Here is a 14,626-nt window from a genome sequence, read left to right on the forward strand (position 1 = left end):
CTGCAGTGGTTTCCAAAGCAGTGTAGGTACCTGTTACCGTTTTGCCATCTTTACCGATTGTTTCAGCAGAGACATCTCCTATAGTTAATGAGATAGTCTCATTAGCATTCGCCCCCACTTGGAACGATTGGGTACCATAATTTCCATTAAGCAGCTTCTGACCACCAAAAGAGGTCGTATCAGCGATCCGGGTCAGCTCTGTTTGCAATGCTGATAGTTCTTTCTGCATTGCCAAGCGATCTTCAATAGAGTTTGAACCGTTGGCCGATTGCAGCGATAGGTCTCGCATACGCTGTAAAATATTAGTCGATTCCTGCATCGCTCCCTCGGCGGTCTGTGCAATCGAAATACCATCGTTAGCATTACGCGCGGCAACGCCCAATCCATTTATTTGACTTGACAAACGATTAGCAATTTGCAAGCCTGCGGCGTCATCTTTTGCACTATTAATACGCATCCCTGATGACAAACGCTCCATGGATGTTTGCAGGTTACTATTAGCACTATTTAACTTATTTTGTGCCTTCATTGACGTAACGTTAGTGTTAACTGTAATAGCCATATTGCTTTCCTCTTAGTAGTAGCATTGCCAAGACTAGGAGCTTGGCTAAACGTGTTAATCAGGTTAATCAACCAAACTGCTCATTTACTCTCTAGATCTCTAGAACAGTAACTTCAGGTCGATAACCCTTGAACATTGCTGATATAAAATATCGTGGTAATCGATGCATCCAATCTGCTTGCTAATTAGTCGCCTTGCAGATCATTCGATTCAAATTTTTCTATATATAGTCAAACAAGGTTGTTGATCCGACTTTAGTAAATACGCTAGACACCGCATTTAGTGCCACCTGCTGCTTTTCAAGCTCAGTAATGGCTTCGGCAAAATCGAGATCTTCTAACAGCGACAGTGCAGAGGTATTCACCAGTTTTTCCTCAGTGTGGGTTGATAGATAACTTTCAGCCCTTTTAAGGTCATTACCCGCTATGCCTCTGTCAAAATCTATCTGTTGCATACCGCCACTCATTTGATTCAATAACTGTGCCAATTCGGAATCACCTTGCGGGGTATTGGCTTTTGATGGGTCTTCAAGAAGCGCTATCGCTTGGTTAATGGTATCGAAAATACTGACTTCGGTTTGCGGTGACAGCGTAAAGGAATCTCCCGCAGCGGGCGCCCCGTCAATTGTCACTTCTATACCGTTAAAGCTAACTGGGTTACTGGCATCAAAATTAGCAAACGTCCAGGTGGTCGCAGGCGTAGCAGAGTCTGTTACCGTTAAATCAAGACCACCCGCGCCATTATCGGCAAAGTCAAAGGTGTACTGCTCGGGAGCTACAGGCACGTGACCTGCTGGATCGACTATTTTTGCACTTTCAATATAGATATCGCCTGTTTGCCCCGGCAAATAATTGACACTAAAGTCACCCAATGGATTGGCTGCTTTCATAAAGGCACTATCACCCGGCAAATTGGTGCCTATGGTAACGCCCGATGCCACGATTGCTTGCCGTATGCCGCTATCGCCGCTGTAAACAACTTGCCCAGTAGCATCGAACGAAAACGGTTTAGTCGACGTCTTGTTGCCCGAAAAAAGATAATTGCCTGATTCATCTTTACTATTGGCGATACTGAGTAGCTCTTCGAGGCTCGATTTCATCTCATTGGCAATAGTTTGCCGGTCTGTTCCGCTAAGGGCACCATTGATCGTCCTTAATATTTGATCCTTTACTGAGCTAGCCAGCGTCTCGGCACTGCCTAGCTTGCTCTCGGTCAAGGCCAGTCGATTGGTGGCATAGTCGATATTCTTCATAAACTGATCGACCAAGGCATTTTGCTGATTGAGGTTATCGATACCAATCGCCGCCACAGGATCGTCCCCCGCGGTATTGACTCGCTTGCCGCTGGCGATCTGATCGATGATCTTGCTGGTTGCCGATTGCTTGTTAAGCACGCTATTAATGTTTTGATTAAACATCTGCGCCGTTGAGATCCGCATAATAAAAGCTCCTATCTCACCGAACTAAATAAGGTGTCGAAAATTTCAGTGGCCGTGGTCATGATACGAGCCGATGCCTGATATGACTGTTGAAAACGCATCAAGTTGGCAGCTTCTTCATCCAGGTTGACCCCTGATTCACTCTGCACTCGGGTATAAGCTTGGGAGTAAACCGCTTCGGCTGACCCCAGAGCGACCTCGGCAGCTTTTGCCTTGCCGCCAACTTGCAACTTGGTGCCTTCATAAACATCGGCAAGGGTCGAACCGCCATTGTTCATCAGCTTGGTTTCCGCAAGCTTAGCCATGGCGACCACATTGGTGTTATCCCCTTCGGCAAAGCTGAGATCGAAGGTAAATCTATCTGTGGCTGGCGCACTGGCATCCACCTCAAAGGTGAAGCCATAAGCGCTGATAGACGGCGGAGTAAATGCTGCTGGCGCACCAAGAGAATTTCCCGCTGCATCAAACACTTCAAAGGTATTTGCCGTAGTATCTATCGCAAAGGTCAGCTCACTGCCGGTTAACGGAAAATTAGCCGCATTGCGATTATCGATACTCACCAGTTTCACCTGAGTATTACCAGAGTTACTGGTATCTTCTGTTATCTTGGGTGCGGCAGCGGCGATCCCCTTAGGATCTGTCATCACCACCTTGATACCGGCTGCGGCTCCTGATGTTGGACGTATCTCAAATCTATCGCCCGACGCCATGACACCAGAATCGATATTAATGCTAAAGCCATCGCCGCCGGTCAACTGAGTGCCATTTAAGGTCAATGGCGTCACAGTGCCGGTTTCTTGATCCCTGAGTTCATAGGTAGCTGGCGCAGTAAAGCTCAGCTCATAGCTGCCGCCAGACAGGGCATTGACATCATCAATGTTGACCCTAAGTGCTGCATTGCCTGTGTTATTCTCATAAGCCCCGACACGGCCAACGGACATGGCGGGATCATTGATATCCAAGAAGAGATCGCTACCCACCTCACCATTAAGATCGAAGCCTTGAGACTGGGCTTGATTAAAACTGTCGGCGATCCCTAAGGCTAACTGACCCATCTCCAGCTGAGACGGAATTAAAGTGTCATCACGAAATTGAAACAAGGCCCCCAGGCTGCCACCCATCTTGCTGGGGTCGACAACTAACGTCTGGCTGCCTGCGGTGCTGGTGATGCGCAACTCGCCAGGATAAGGATCGCCAGTGGTTGAGCCCATCTGCATCGAAACCTCACCAGACACCAGCATCACAGCGCCACCCAGCATGATGCTCTTAGCGCCAGATTCGAGTGGGATCACGTTAACCTGAGCGTATTCGCTGAGCTCCTGGATCAAGGAATCTTGCTTGTCGAGCAACTGCATATCAGCACCCTGGGACTTCATCAACTCTTGGTTGATATGACCAAGCTCAGTGCTGATCTCGTTAATCCTATCTGTCATCGCCGAGATCTGGTCGTTGGTCTGTTTCATCTGACCATCGAGATGCGACTGCATCTGGTTTAGCGCCTTGGCGATCTGATCGGCATTGCCCAGCAAACTGCCACGAATACCCATGTCGTCAGGTAAATCCGCCAAACTATTCAGCCCGGCAAAGAGATCGTTAAGGCTCTGAGGCACAGCCTTGCCTATCTGAGAAAACAGCTGGTCAAGCTCGCTCATCTTGGTCTGTGTCGTCTGCGCCTGACTCATCGCCGTCTGACCGATGCGCAGCTCACGCGCAGCATATTCGTTATAGATACGTTTCACGTCGGTAATATAGGTACCGGCACCATAAAAACTATTGCCCAGACGTTGAGATTCCAGGCTAGATTGCTCTGCCACCTGACGATGATAACCATGCGTATTGGCGTTAGTGATATTGTTACTGGTCACCGCCAGCTGTGACTGTGAGGCAAGCACGCCGGTACGGGCGATATTAAGCAGATCCATCGACATTATGCTTTACCCCTTGTTTCACCTGTTGTTAATTGAGAATTCATCACCTATCACTCTCCGCTCATTACTCGCCAAGCATGGCTGCACCGAGTTCTTTGGTTACGGCCTGCATCACCTTGATCACCTTATCGGCGTAATCTGGATCTGTGGCATAACCGGCGTCTTGCAGGCCACGGATAAAGGCAGCGGGATTAGCGGCCTGCTCCATCGCCTCTTGATAACGAGCGCCCTCGGAAATGAATGAGACGAAATCGTCAAAACTTTGTTTAATATCCTGGTACACCCTAAAGTCGGCGCGCTGTTTCACCGCAACCCCATGTTCAAACTCCAGGGTACTCACGCCGGCGCGTTCGCCATCCCAGCGGCGATCGGCCTTAATATTGAATAGATTATTGCTGGGCTGACCATCGGCGCGGCGCACCATTTTCTGTCCCCAACCGGTTTCGAGTGCCGACTGGGCAATCAATACCTCAGGGCTGGTACCCAGCGCTTTCGCAGCCTGCTCGGCATGGGGATAAATCGCCTTCACAAACGCCTCGCGGCTCTCAAATCCCTTATTTGCCAAAGCAGTCGATGCCTGCGACGGCAATACTTTGCCGCTCACCAGTTCATCAAATATGTGAGGCAGAGGCTTGTCGGCGCTCGATTCCTTACTTTGAAGCTCAGTCTGAGGCACTGCTTGTTGAGTACTATTGGCAATCGGACTCACCATGCCACCACGCAGCACAGAAGCAGGCGTCAGCTGACTGGTCTGCGGCGAAAGTTGCTGCACCATTAGATCAGCAAGGCCCAGCATCCCCTTGTCCGACAGATTGACCGACATCTGCTGGTCGTGCATCTGCTCGTAAAACTTGGTGTATTGGCTATTCATGGGGCTGTCGGACTCAAACACGGCATTGGCGTCACGCATGCTTTTCATCAGCATCTGCACAAAGATACCTTCGAACTGCTGCGCCACCTCTTTAAGCGCTGCCTTGTCATCTTTTTGCGCCTTGGCACGTAGGGAGTCCAGGCCCCCTATGTCCAAGAAATGCGATGAGTTTGACAGCTTATCCATGTTGAGTCCCGATGCCTTTGCGACGACTAAATCGTCTGTGACAAAATTTAGATGATGATAAGTTCACCATGCAAAGCACCTGCCACCTTTAACGCCTCAAGTATCGCCAACACATCTGAAGGCGCGGCGCCAACCAGATTCACCGCACGAACCAACTCATCCAGCGTAGTGCCGGGATTGAACAGGAACATACGGTTATCCTCTTGAGAGACATCTATGGTGCTGTCAGTGGTCACGACTGTATTGCCGCCCGCCAGCGGATTAGGCTGAGATACCTGAGTCGCCTCAGCAATGGTTACGGTCAGGCCGCCATGGGTCACAGCCGCTGGGAGTAGACGTACATCTTTACCCACCACTATGGTGCCGGTGCGGGAATTCACAATCACCTTGGCCGACTCAGAGGCAGGCTCTACTTCGATATTTTCCAGTGTCGCCAAAAATGCCACACGCTGAGAGACATCACGCGGTGCGCTCACCTGCACAGAGGCGGCATCTAACGGACGGGCCATGCCTGGACCTAACAGCTCGTTGATAGAGTCGGCCAGACGTTTTGCGGTCGAAAAATCGGCGCGGCGTAGGTTAAAGGTCAGATGATCCCCGGTCGAAAATGGGGTCGCAACAGTGCGCTCTACAATGGCGCCATTAGGAATTCGGCCGACAGTGGGGGTATTTTGAATCACCTTTGAGCCATCGAGCCCTTCGGCGCTAAAGCCACTAACCACCATACTGCCCTGTGCTATGGCATAGACATTACCATCGACCCCTTTTAAGAAAGTCTGCAGCAAGGTGCCACCGCGCAGGCTCTTGGCTTCACCAAGACTTGAGACGGTCACATCCAAGGTCTGACCCGGCTTGATAAACGCCGGCATATTAGCGTGCACCGCGACAACGGCGACGTTTTTAATCTTAGGGCGGAAGTTATCGGGCAAATTGATGCCGAAGTTCTTCAGCATAGTCTTAAAGGTCTGCTCGGTATAACGCGTCTTCTCACCCGTACCAGGCAAACCCACCACTAAGCCGTAGCCAATCAGCTGATTGCTACGCACCCCTTGTACATTAGCAATATCTTTAATGCGCTGGGCCGAACTGACGCTTGAAAACACCATCAGGGCACAGGCCAAAATTATTTTGATCTTCATGGCATCGCTCCTTAGAAGGGCCACCAGTCACTCATAAAGAACTGGCTTAGCCAGCCCACTTTCTGAGCATCGGCAAAGGTGCCTGTACCACTGTATTGAATACGGGCATTGGCCACGCGTTGAGAATCAATAGTGTTATCGGGGCGAATATCTTGTGAGCGCACTATCCCGGTTACCCTGACAAACTCATCGCCATTATTGATGGTGATCCACTTTTCGCCGCGGATCACTAAGTTACCGTTGTTAAGCACCTGCATCACATTGGCGGAGATACTGCCAGACAGGCTGTTGCTCTGATCCGCATCTGACTCACGCTTGGTATTCATGCTGTCTTTGTAGCGCAGATCGATAGGCGTACCGCCTATGGTCACATTGCCGCCACCGGCATAGATGGGATCTAAACTCAGATCCGAGCCCTTCTTGATCTCATTATTGGCGCTCTTTTTCGCCTGAGTCGACTCTTGCAATATCACGGTAATGATATCGCCAACCTTAAGCGCCTTGATGTCTGAATAGAGGCTAGATGCTTGGCTGTCTTGATACATGGAGCCAGTTGCCGCAATTTTTGTCGGCGGCGCCTCGGGATACACTGGCGCATAATAAGGGTCATCGGCAATCGGCTTCTGAATGGTTGAGCTACAACCCACCAACGCCATGGCGACCACTAAAATAAGCGACTTAGTCATCTCAAACCTCTACAAATTCTGATTGACGTAAGAGAGCATCTGGTCGACGGCCGAGATCACCTTAGAGTTCATCTCATAGATTCGCTGACTCTCAATCAGATTGACCAGCTCTTCGGTCACGTTAACGTTAGAGGTTTCCAGCGCCCCCTGACGTATTGCGCCCATACCATCCAGTGATGCTGTCCCCTGAATAGGTGTGCCACTGGCGCCCGTTTCTAAGTAGAGGTTCTGCCCCATAGGATCCAGGCCACTCGGATTGATGAAATCAGACATACTCAGTTGACCCACCACTTGGTTTTCAGCCGCGCCGGGTGTCTTCACCGAGACTTCCCCTTCGGCGGACACCGTAATGCTCGTCGCATCATCGGGAATAGTGATAGCCGGTTGCAGTACATAGCCTGACCCTGGAGTCACGATTTGCCCGGTATCATCTAAGGTAAACTGACCATTTCGGGTATAGGCCGTAGTGCCGTCTGGCAACTGCACCTCGAAGAAGCCTGGGCCCTCAATCATCAGATCCAGTGAGTTATCTGTGGTCAGCATATTACCCTGGGTAAACATCTTCTGAGTCGCGACCACCTTAGTACCTGCGCCTATGTTTAAACCATTGGGCAACTTGGTATTGGAGGCACTGATCCCGCCCGCCTGATTCACAGTTTGATAGAGCAGGTCTTCGAAAACGGCTCGGCTTTTTTTGTAACCAACAGTGCTGGCATTGGCAACATTGTTGGAGATCACCGAGATATCTGTTTGCTGGGCATCTAAGCCAGTCTTACTAATCCATAACGCCGGATGCATAATCTATCTCCTAACTAATGCGCATTAATGACGAAGAGGCACGATCCATCTCTTCGGCGGTTTTCATCATCTTGACCTGCATCTCAAACTGTCGTTGCAGATCGATTAAAGAGACCATCTCATCGACGGCATTAACATTACTGCCTTCGATAGCGCCGCTCTCCACACTGACATTGGGATCGGCTGCGGCGACAACGCCAGACATTTGACGGAACAAGCCATCCTCGCCGCGCATCAGGTTTTGATTACCAGGGTTAACTAATTTGATACGACCGACCTCTTCGATCACCTCGGCCGTTGAGCCAAGCGGTCTCACCGAAATAGTGCCGTCTTGGGCAATCTCGATTTTTTCGATAGGAAGCGGTAATACGATAGGACCTGCGTCACCCATAATAGGGTTGCCTCTGTCATTACGCAGCAGGCCTGTTGTATCGAAACTCAAGCTACCTGAACGGGTATAGGCCTCGCTGCCATCGACAGCCTGCACGGCTATCCAGCCATCACCTTTTACCGCGATATCCAAGTCACGCCCCGTGGTCTTTATCGGTCCGGCGGCATAGTTGGCCGACGGATTCTCTGTCATGGAAAACACCCGCGTTGGCAACCCTTCACCAAAGGCCTGCATGGATCTGGCTTGCTCCATATCTGACTTAAAGCCATCTGTGTTGGCGTTAGCAAGGTTGTTGGCACGCACCGCCAGCGAATGCATATTCTGCTTGGCACCACTCATGGCGACGTAGAGTAATTTATCCACTTGCTGCTCCGTCAATGTTTCAACTAAAACTGTCTAATAACAGAACAAAGCAAACATCATGCCAAGCAATAGGATTCGTTGTAGGGGGAAGATCAAGCAGTTAAAAGCAAAGAAAGGACAAATAAGAGAAAGCGGCAAAAGAGGCGGAAATGTGTTGCCGCTTGGCAACACATCTCTCGGGGTAAGATTAACGGATTTGCAGTACCGTCTGCTGTAGCGTGTTGTTTACTTCCAGCGTCCGTGAGTTCGCCTGGAAATTACGCTGAGCCGAAATAAGGTCCACCAGCTCTGTCGTCAGATCGACGTTTGACTGCTCTAGCGCCGATGAGCGTATGCTACCAAAGGTACCGCTGTTGGCTTCACCCGCCAGTGCTGGGCCAGAGTCCAGACTCTCCTTCCAAGAAGTATTGCCGACTTGGGTCAGTCCCTGCTCATTTGAGAATCTTGCTAATGCAACGCGTGCTAAAGGAACAGTAGAACCATTGCTATAGCTGGCGTTGATCAAACCATCCGCGCCGACTTCCACGTTAGTCAAACGACCTACTGTGGTGCCGTCTTGGCTCAACTCAGTGACCTCAAATGGCGAGGCGTACTGAGTCGGGCTGTTAAAGTTCAGAGTGAGTGTCTGGGTGCCGTCAGTGCCTGGACCCAAGACGTTGGCGCCGCTCACGCCCAGCTGCTCAGTGGTAATGACGGCCGGATCGCTACCTGTATAGGCGCCCGTATCATTGAACGAGAGCACAGAGCCTTTCCAACCACCGGCATTAACGGCTGTACCACTTGAATCAGCTACGCCGTCACCTGTGGTATCACGACCATATGTACCCGCAGCGCCTGCCAAGTCAACCTGCTTGCCGTCTACCGCGTAGAAGGCCACCCAGTTACTGGTGCCGGTATAAGCGGCTTGCGGTGGACGTACGAAATAAGTCGTCAGAATATGTGGCTCACCCAATGAGTCATACATGGTCACCGAAGTCGAGTTATTGTAGGTGTCGGGATCGTTTGGATCAAAGGCCGCAGGATCTAAGGTTGACTCACCCGCATTAAGGTTCATCTGAATGCCAATGTTGTCAGTTTTCTGCGGACTGCCGGCAGTGTCGGGGATCTTAACCGGCTGAGTGGTGGTTAAACTCACCGACGTCGAGTTACCATCTTTATCCACCGGGAAGGTTTGCAGATAATTACCGGCCGAGTTAACCAGATAGCTGTCTGCATCGACCTTAAAGGCCCCTGCACGTGTGTATGAGAGATCTTGTGAACCCACTTCAGAGGAGGTCACAAAAAAACCGCCGCCATTGATCGCCATATCCAGCGCGTTACTGGTAAATTGCAGACTCCCCTGCTGGAATTGCTGCGCCACCTGCGCCGTAGTAACACCGCCACCGACTGTCGTTTTGCTGTTGGCAAAAATTGAGCTGGCATAGACGTCGGCAAACTCTGCGCGCGACTCTTTAAAACCTGTGGTGTTGACGTTGGCTATGTTATTCGCCGTGGTATTGAGATCTTTTTGCGCCGCCGCGATACCACTCAATGCAATGTTAAATGACATAAATCACCTCACTAAAAATTTGTAATCTGTTCTGGACCGAATGCCCTAACGCTCTGCTTTGTCTAGGTTTCAGACACGGCCAGAACATCACCGAGTTTGATACCGCCTATGCCTCTGAGATTCAGAATCGCCCCGGTACTTGCCGTTCCTAGGGAAACACTCGTCACGTGAGCGTAAGTCGATACGGCTAAATCTTCACTCTTACCATCTACCTTGCCCGATGCCTTGATGGCGTAATTGCCGCTAGCAACAGGTTCGCCATTCTTATCAAGACCATCCCAGGCCACATCGATATTGCCGCCATCACTTCCATCGACGGTAAAGGTCTTAATCAGTTGCCCCTTTTCATCTTCGATGCGTACCGTGATTGACTCGATCGGCTCTGGGGTACTGATCACCCCTTTCAATACCGGGTCTTCGGCTGAGATATGCCCGGTATCAGAGGGGATCAACACCTTCTGCCCGACCAACCCAGATGCCTGCAGTGCCTGACTCGAGGTCATCACAGTATTGAGGTTAACAATCTCTTCATTAAGCTTGCTGATGCCATCTACGGTCGAGAACGAGGCCATCTGCGCGATCATCTGGTCGTTATCCACCGGCTTGAAAGGATCTTGCATCGATAGCTGCTGACTGAGTAAGGAGAAGAAATCCTCTTGAGTCAGCTCCTGGCTCTTAGCTTCAGGAATTGATGACTTCTCTTGCAGACGCATACTGTCAAGAAACGGATTACCCGTGGTCTGAGTAGCCTGTTGACTACTCGACGCCTGGGGCGACACAGATTTACTGCTCTGCGTAGCTGAGCTCTGAGAAACCTGGCTATTTAATGGATTAACTAGGCTCACAACCTACCCCCTAGGATTTGCCAATGCGTAAGGTCTGTTGCAGCATAGATTTTGCCGCTTCAGCCACCTGTACGTTCATCTGATAGGAACGTGAGGCTGAGATCATGTTGGCCATCTCCTCCATCACATTGACGTTAGGCTTATAAATAAAACCGTCAGCATCGGCTAATGGATGATCGGGTGAATACTCTTTCTGTAACGGTTTATCGCTCTCCACTATGCCGGCGACTTTAACGGACTGACTGGTTTGCTGCTCATGACTTGCCTTGGCCAACTCAGCCTCAAACACAGGGTGACGAGCACGATAGGTCTTATCTATGCTACTGGAGACTGAATCGGCGTTGGCAATGTTGCTGGCAGTGGTATTTAGTCTTACCGACTGCGCTGACATGCCTGAGCCCGCCACATTGAATATATTAAAGAGGCTCATGATTAGGTTCCTTTAAGTGCTTTTTTCAAGCCGGAAAACTTACCGTCAAGAAAACCCAACGACATTTGATACTCGAGGGCATTCTGCATAAACTCAGACTGCTCCTGCTGGATATCAACGGTATTGCCGTCGCCTGTGTCGGGTTGGTTAGGCACCCGATAACTAATGTGTTGCTTTGATAAGGCCGCCAAGTCGAAATGCTTTACGTCGCTGCGACTCATCTCCAGCCCACCTTGAGCCGTGCGAGCCGCTTGAAGTGCCTTATCAAAATCCAGATCTTTAGCTTTGTAATGAGGGGTATCGGCATTTGCTATGTTAGATGAGATCACCTCGGCACGCGCCGAGCGTATACCCAGCGTATACTGATGTACCCCCAATGCCTTATCGAAACTAATCGCCATAAAATTGCCTCCTCACACGAATGCCATAAACAAAGCAATACTTGTGCCAATAAAAACCATTCAAACGAAAAGCAGAGATAAAGGCGAAGCATAAAAAATGCCAGCAGAGGCTGGCATTAGAGAGGTTTATTGCTAACTCAGGTAATTAGCGTCTTAAGTACGCTTTTGATAGTAGATCCCGGGATTACATCGCACCATATCAAATTCATCGGTCAAACCGGCAATCGACTCAGATGCCCCCAAAAACAGTATCCCTTTAGGATTAAGGGCGGCAGCAAATTGCCGCAATATCTTGGCCTTTGCCTCTGGGGCAAAATAGATAAGCACATTACGGCAAAAAATAATGTCGAACTTACCGAGCAGAGTGTAGCTTTCCAGCAGGTTGTGAGCTCTAAAATTCACCAAACGCTTAACATTAGCCTTCACCACCATAGAGCCGTTGGCTCCTGGTTCAAAAAACTGACGCTTGCGCTCATCAGATAATCCTCGTCCCAAGGCCAGGTTATCGTATTCCGCGGCTTTACAACGCTCTAGCATGGAGGGGGACAAGTCTGTCGCTAATATGGTCGCACTGCCAGGTAAGGCTCCTGGCTTACGCTGCTGATATTCCAAGATAGTCATCGCCAATGAATAAGGCTCTTGTCCAGATGAACAGGCGGCAGACCAGATCTTAAGCGGCCGCCCTAAACGGGCATATTCAGGGAGTAAACTATTGCCTAACAGCTCAAAAGGATAACGATCGCGAAACCACAAGGTTTCGTTGGTGGTCATAGCATCGATCACTTCAGCCCTAAGCTGACGCTCGGTGGGCTTCATGGAATGCTTAACCACCTCAGACAAGGAAGGAAGGTTGTACTTACCCATCAAAGGTGCGAGTCGGCTACGAACCAAATATTGCTTATTGTCACCCAACACGATGCCGCTGTGTTGCTCCAGAAACAATTTAAATTGGTTGTACTCAGCTTCGGCAAGTGATTTATTCGGCACCTTGATATCCCAATATCAAAAAATAAAACAGGCTACAACATACACTATAGCAAGCATGACAGAGCTCAGCGTTATACATTAGCTAAGTCACTGATACAAGTTTAAACTTATCAAACTTAGGCTTAGGACCGACTTAGGTCAAATTACAAACTAAGATGCTTGTTAACCGCAGCCGCTAACTCATCAGGATTAAATTTCGCAATAAAATCATTAGCGCCCACCTTCTCCACCATCGCCTGATTGAATACACCGCTGAGCGAGGTGTGCAGTACAACCTTAATATCTTTCAATTTAGGGTTATCACGAATCTCCGCCGTCAGGGTATAACCATCCATCTCTGGCATCTCAATATCTGAGATGATTAGCGGAATTTCGGTTGCGACATTGTCCATCTCCGCCGCGACACTCACCAATTTTTCTAAAGCCTCACGCCCATCTTTTGCGGTATCTATCTGCAGGCTCAAGGACTCGAGGGCGCGAATAATCTGCTTACGCGCTACCGCCGAATCATCAATCACCATGATGTGATAATGGCGATCTCTGTCGATAGTAAGCTGCGCATCCACTTCCTGACTGATCTGGGTTTTCACTGGCGAAATCTCATCAAGGATCTTCTCGACATCTAAAATTTCCACCAGCTCACCTTCTATCTCGGTAACCGCCGTGAGATAAGAATAACGCCCCGCACCTTGTGGCGGCGGCATGATAGCTTCCCAGTTCATATTAATGATACGCTCGACCGACTTGACCAAGAATCCCTGCACGCTACGGTTGTACTCAGAGATAATAATGAAACAACCTTCGGTATTCTCTAGCGGCTTGCCGCCTGTTGCCGCGCTAAGATCAATCACAGAAATGGTTTGCCCACGTATATGGGCCACGCCTCTCACAAAAGGATTCAACTTAGGTAGTGCGGTTAACGGCGGGCACTGCAGTACTTCTTTCACCTTAAATACGTTAATGCCAAACCTTTGCCGCCCATTTAACTTAAACAGCAGCAGCTCTAAGCGATTTTGTCCTACAAGTTGGGTGCGTTTATTAACTGATTCAAGAATACTCGACATAATGCCTTTGCCCTGTTGTCGGGTGAATGCGAAGCCGTTCCCATGATAAGTATGAGTATAGGCATAGTAATTGCTTTATCTAGTTATATGACAACCAGACCTCTACTTTGTCAAATTTATGACTCTAATTTCTCACAAAAAATGGCAAAGTCTGAGCCTTCAAACGAAGTATAGGTGTAATCTGGCTAATCAAGCTAGTCAATTCAATATGAAAGTAAATTTTGCATATTTTCTGTTTTTGTTACTCACCTCTCTGCCGACAATGGCAGCGGAGCCAGCCAGCGTACCCTCCGTCTCGACCATAGCAAGATTAGCAACAGAAGTGGTGCAAGAAAAAATCACCTTACCCAAGGATGCCAAGCTGATCATCACGCCACAAAGCTTGGACACCAGGCTATCACCGCCAGCCTGCCTGGGTATGCCTAAGGCCGAGATTGCCAGCGATCGCGCCATCAGTAAAAACAACACTGTCAAGATCAGTTGCAGCAGCCCGGAGCTCGATTATCCCTGGCAGATATTCATTTCGGTTCGGGTCGAAATTCTTTTTCCCGTGGTTGTCGCCAACCAGACATTGGGACCGGGCGAGCTCATCGAAGCCGATCAGATCCGCCTCGACTATGTTGAGCAGAGCCAACTCAGAGGCCAACAATTTGATGATCCAGCAAGCGTTGCCGGGACCCGAGTTAAACGCAGAATCCCCATCAACCAGCCTCTTTTTAGCAGTAATCTCTGTTTCGTCTGCAAAGGCGATAGCGTGGCAATTTTTGCGCGTTCAGAAAATTTCGAGATAAAAACCAACGGCGAAGCGCTAAATGATGGTAACCTTGGTGACAGGATTCAAGTACGCAACAGCCGCTCACACAAGAGCGTTGATGCACACGTTATAGGCATTGGTGAAGTGGAAGTCAGGATGTGATCTTGATGACCTTTAACACGCAAAAATTTATACTGTTTTTTGAAACTTATTGCTAAAGCTTTGACCATGAGT

General features: G+C 49.5%; 15 protein-coding genes. 1 reads left to right on the forward strand and 14 read right to left on the reverse strand.

Going from position 1 to position 14,626, the window contains the following annotated elements; all coding sequences use genetic code 11:
• The 14 genes from NY07_RS06075 to NY07_RS06140 all read right to left on the reverse strand — a co-directional run.
• On the reverse strand, positions 1 to 562 hold a 562-nt coding region (locus tag NY07_RS06075), incomplete at its 3' end, for a flagellin N-terminal helical domain-containing protein (RefSeq protein WP_033538630.1).
• A 220-nt stretch (positions 563 to 782) separates the two neighbouring features.
• Positions 783 to 2,000: a flagellar hook-associated protein FlgL gene (gene flgL, locus NY07_RS06080; protein WP_033538466.1), complete on the reverse strand. Its 1,218-nt coding sequence runs from the start codon at positions 1,998 to 2,000 to the stop codon at positions 783 to 785.
• Positions 2,001 to 2,011: 11 nt separating this feature from the next.
• Positions 2,012 to 3,928 carry a flagellar hook-associated protein FlgK gene (flgK, locus tag NY07_RS06085; protein ID WP_033538467.1) on the reverse strand — a complete coding sequence of 639 codons (1,917 nt, stop codon included), beginning with the start codon at positions 3,926 to 3,928 and terminating at the stop codon, positions 2,012 to 2,014.
• Between the two features lie 64 nt (positions 3,929 to 3,992).
• On the reverse strand, positions 3,993 to 4,985 hold the full coding sequence (gene flgJ / locus NY07_RS06090) for a flagellar assembly peptidoglycan hydrolase FlgJ (RefSeq protein ID WP_033538468.1): 993 nt from the start codon (positions 4,983 to 4,985) through the stop codon (positions 3,993 to 3,995).
• Positions 4,986 to 5,032: 47 nt separating this feature from the next.
• On the reverse strand, positions 5,033 to 6,124 hold the full coding sequence (locus tag NY07_RS06095) for a flagellar basal body P-ring protein FlgI (protein WP_033538469.1): 1,092 nt from the start codon (positions 6,122 to 6,124) through the stop codon (positions 5,033 to 5,035).
• An 11-nt stretch (positions 6,125 to 6,135) separates the two neighbouring features.
• Positions 6,136 to 6,810, reverse strand: coding sequence for a flagellar basal body L-ring protein FlgH (gene flgH, locus NY07_RS06100; RefSeq protein WP_033538470.1), 675 nt, complete (start codon positions 6,808 to 6,810; stop codon positions 6,136 to 6,138).
• A 9-nt stretch (positions 6,811 to 6,819) separates the two neighbouring features.
• Positions 6,820 to 7,608: a flagellar basal-body rod protein FlgG gene (flgG, locus tag NY07_RS06105; RefSeq protein WP_011865151.1), complete on the reverse strand. Its 789-nt coding sequence runs from the start codon at positions 7,606 to 7,608 to the stop codon at positions 6,820 to 6,822.
• A 10-nt stretch (positions 7,609 to 7,618) separates the two neighbouring features.
• The gene (gene flgF, locus NY07_RS06110; RefSeq protein WP_033538471.1) at positions 7,619 to 8,362 is read right to left on the reverse strand and encodes a flagellar basal-body rod protein FlgF; all 744 of its coding nucleotides are present in this window, start codon (positions 8,360 to 8,362) and stop codon (positions 7,619 to 7,621) included.
• 187 nt (positions 8,363 to 8,549) lie between these two features.
• On the reverse strand, positions 8,550 to 9,911 hold the full coding sequence (gene flgE, locus NY07_RS06115; RefSeq protein WP_033538472.1) for a flagellar hook protein FlgE: 1,362 nt from the start codon (positions 9,909 to 9,911) through the stop codon (positions 8,550 to 8,552).
• A 62-nt stretch (positions 9,912 to 9,973) separates the two neighbouring features.
• Positions 9,974 to 10,624 (reverse strand): flagellar hook assembly protein FlgD, encoded by a 651-nt coding sequence (gene flgD / locus NY07_RS06120; protein WP_283104755.1) that lies wholly within the window; start codon positions 10,622 to 10,624, stop codon positions 9,974 to 9,976.
• Between the two features lie 142 nt (positions 10,625 to 10,766).
• Positions 10,767 to 11,186 (reverse strand): flagellar basal body rod protein FlgC, encoded by a 420-nt coding sequence (gene flgC, locus NY07_RS06125; RefSeq protein ID WP_033538474.1) that lies wholly within the window; start codon positions 11,184 to 11,186, stop codon positions 10,767 to 10,769.
• 2 nt (positions 11,187 to 11,188) lie between these two features.
• A complete protein-coding gene (flgB, locus tag NY07_RS06130; protein ID WP_033538475.1) occupies positions 11,189 to 11,587 on the reverse strand; it encodes a flagellar basal body rod protein FlgB in 399 nt (132 codons plus the stop codon).
• Positions 11,588 to 11,740: 153 nt separating this feature from the next.
• The gene (locus tag NY07_RS06135; protein WP_033538476.1) at positions 11,741 to 12,580 is read right to left on the reverse strand and encodes a CheR family methyltransferase; all 840 of its coding nucleotides are present in this window, start codon (positions 12,578 to 12,580) and stop codon (positions 11,741 to 11,743) included.
• 137 nt (positions 12,581 to 12,717) lie between these two features.
• Complete coding sequence (locus tag NY07_RS06140) at positions 12,718 to 13,638, reverse strand: chemotaxis protein CheV (RefSeq protein WP_033538477.1); 921 nt, start codon at positions 13,636 to 13,638, stop codon at positions 12,718 to 12,720.
• A 208-nt stretch (positions 13,639 to 13,846) separates the two neighbouring features.
• On the opposite strand from NY07_RS06140, the gene flgA reads away from it, so the two are divergent.
• Positions 13,847 to 14,554, forward strand: a complete 708-nt coding sequence (flgA, locus tag NY07_RS06145; protein WP_033538478.1) for a flagellar basal body P-ring formation chaperone FlgA — start codon at positions 13,847 to 13,849, stop codon at positions 14,552 to 14,554.
• The last annotated feature ends 72 nt before the right edge of the window (positions 14,555 to 14,626 follow it).

It is taken from the genome of Shewanella sp. ECSMB14101 (assembly GCF_000773485.1).
GTDB lineage: Bacteria > Pseudomonadota > Gammaproteobacteria > Enterobacterales > Shewanellaceae > Shewanella > Shewanella marisflavi.

Excerpts from the sequence above, each read along its gene's own strand:
- flgJ (WP_033538468.1), bottom strand. The coding sequence starts at position 4,985 with ATGGATAAGCTGTCAAACTCATCGCATTTCTTGGACATAGGGGGCCTG.
- flgB (WP_033538475.1), bottom strand. The coding sequence starts at position 11,587 with ATGGCGATTAGTTTCGATAAGGCATTGGGGGTACATCAGTATACGCTG.
- flgA (WP_033538478.1), top strand. The coding sequence starts at position 13,847 with ATGAAAGTAAATTTTGCATATTTTCTGTTTTTGTTACTCACCTCTCTG.
- flgC (WP_033538474.1), bottom strand. The coding sequence starts at position 11,186 with ATGAGCCTCTTTAATATATTCAATGTGGCGGGCTCAGGCATGTCAGCG.
- NY07_RS06095 (WP_033538469.1), bottom strand. The coding sequence starts at position 6,124 with ATGAAGATCAAAATAATTTTGGCCTGTGCCCTGATGGTGTTTTCAAGC.
- NY07_RS06140 (WP_033538477.1), bottom strand. The coding sequence starts at position 13,638 with ATGTCGAGTATTCTTGAATCAGTTAATAAACGCACCCAACTTGTAGGA.
- flgD (WP_283104755.1), bottom strand. The coding sequence starts at position 10,624 with ATGCGTCTGCAAGAGAAGTCATCAATTCCTGAAGCTAAGAGCCAGGAG.
- flgG (WP_011865151.1), bottom strand. The coding sequence starts at position 7,608 with ATGCATCCGGCGTTATGGATTAGTAAGACTGGCTTAGATGCCCAGCAA.
- flgE (WP_033538472.1), bottom strand. The coding sequence starts at position 9,911 with ATGTCATTTAACATTGCATTGAGTGGTATCGCGGCGGCGCAAAAAGAT.
- flgH (WP_033538470.1), bottom strand. The coding sequence starts at position 6,810 with ATGACTAAGTCGCTTATTTTAGTGGTCGCCATGGCGTTGGTGGGTTGT.
- flgK (WP_033538467.1), bottom strand. The coding sequence starts at position 3,928 with ATGTCGATGGATCTGCTTAATATCGCCCGTACCGGCGTGCTTGCCTCA.
- flgL (WP_033538466.1), bottom strand. The coding sequence starts at position 2,000 with ATGCGGATCTCAACGGCGCAGATGTTTAATCAAAACATTAATAGCGTG.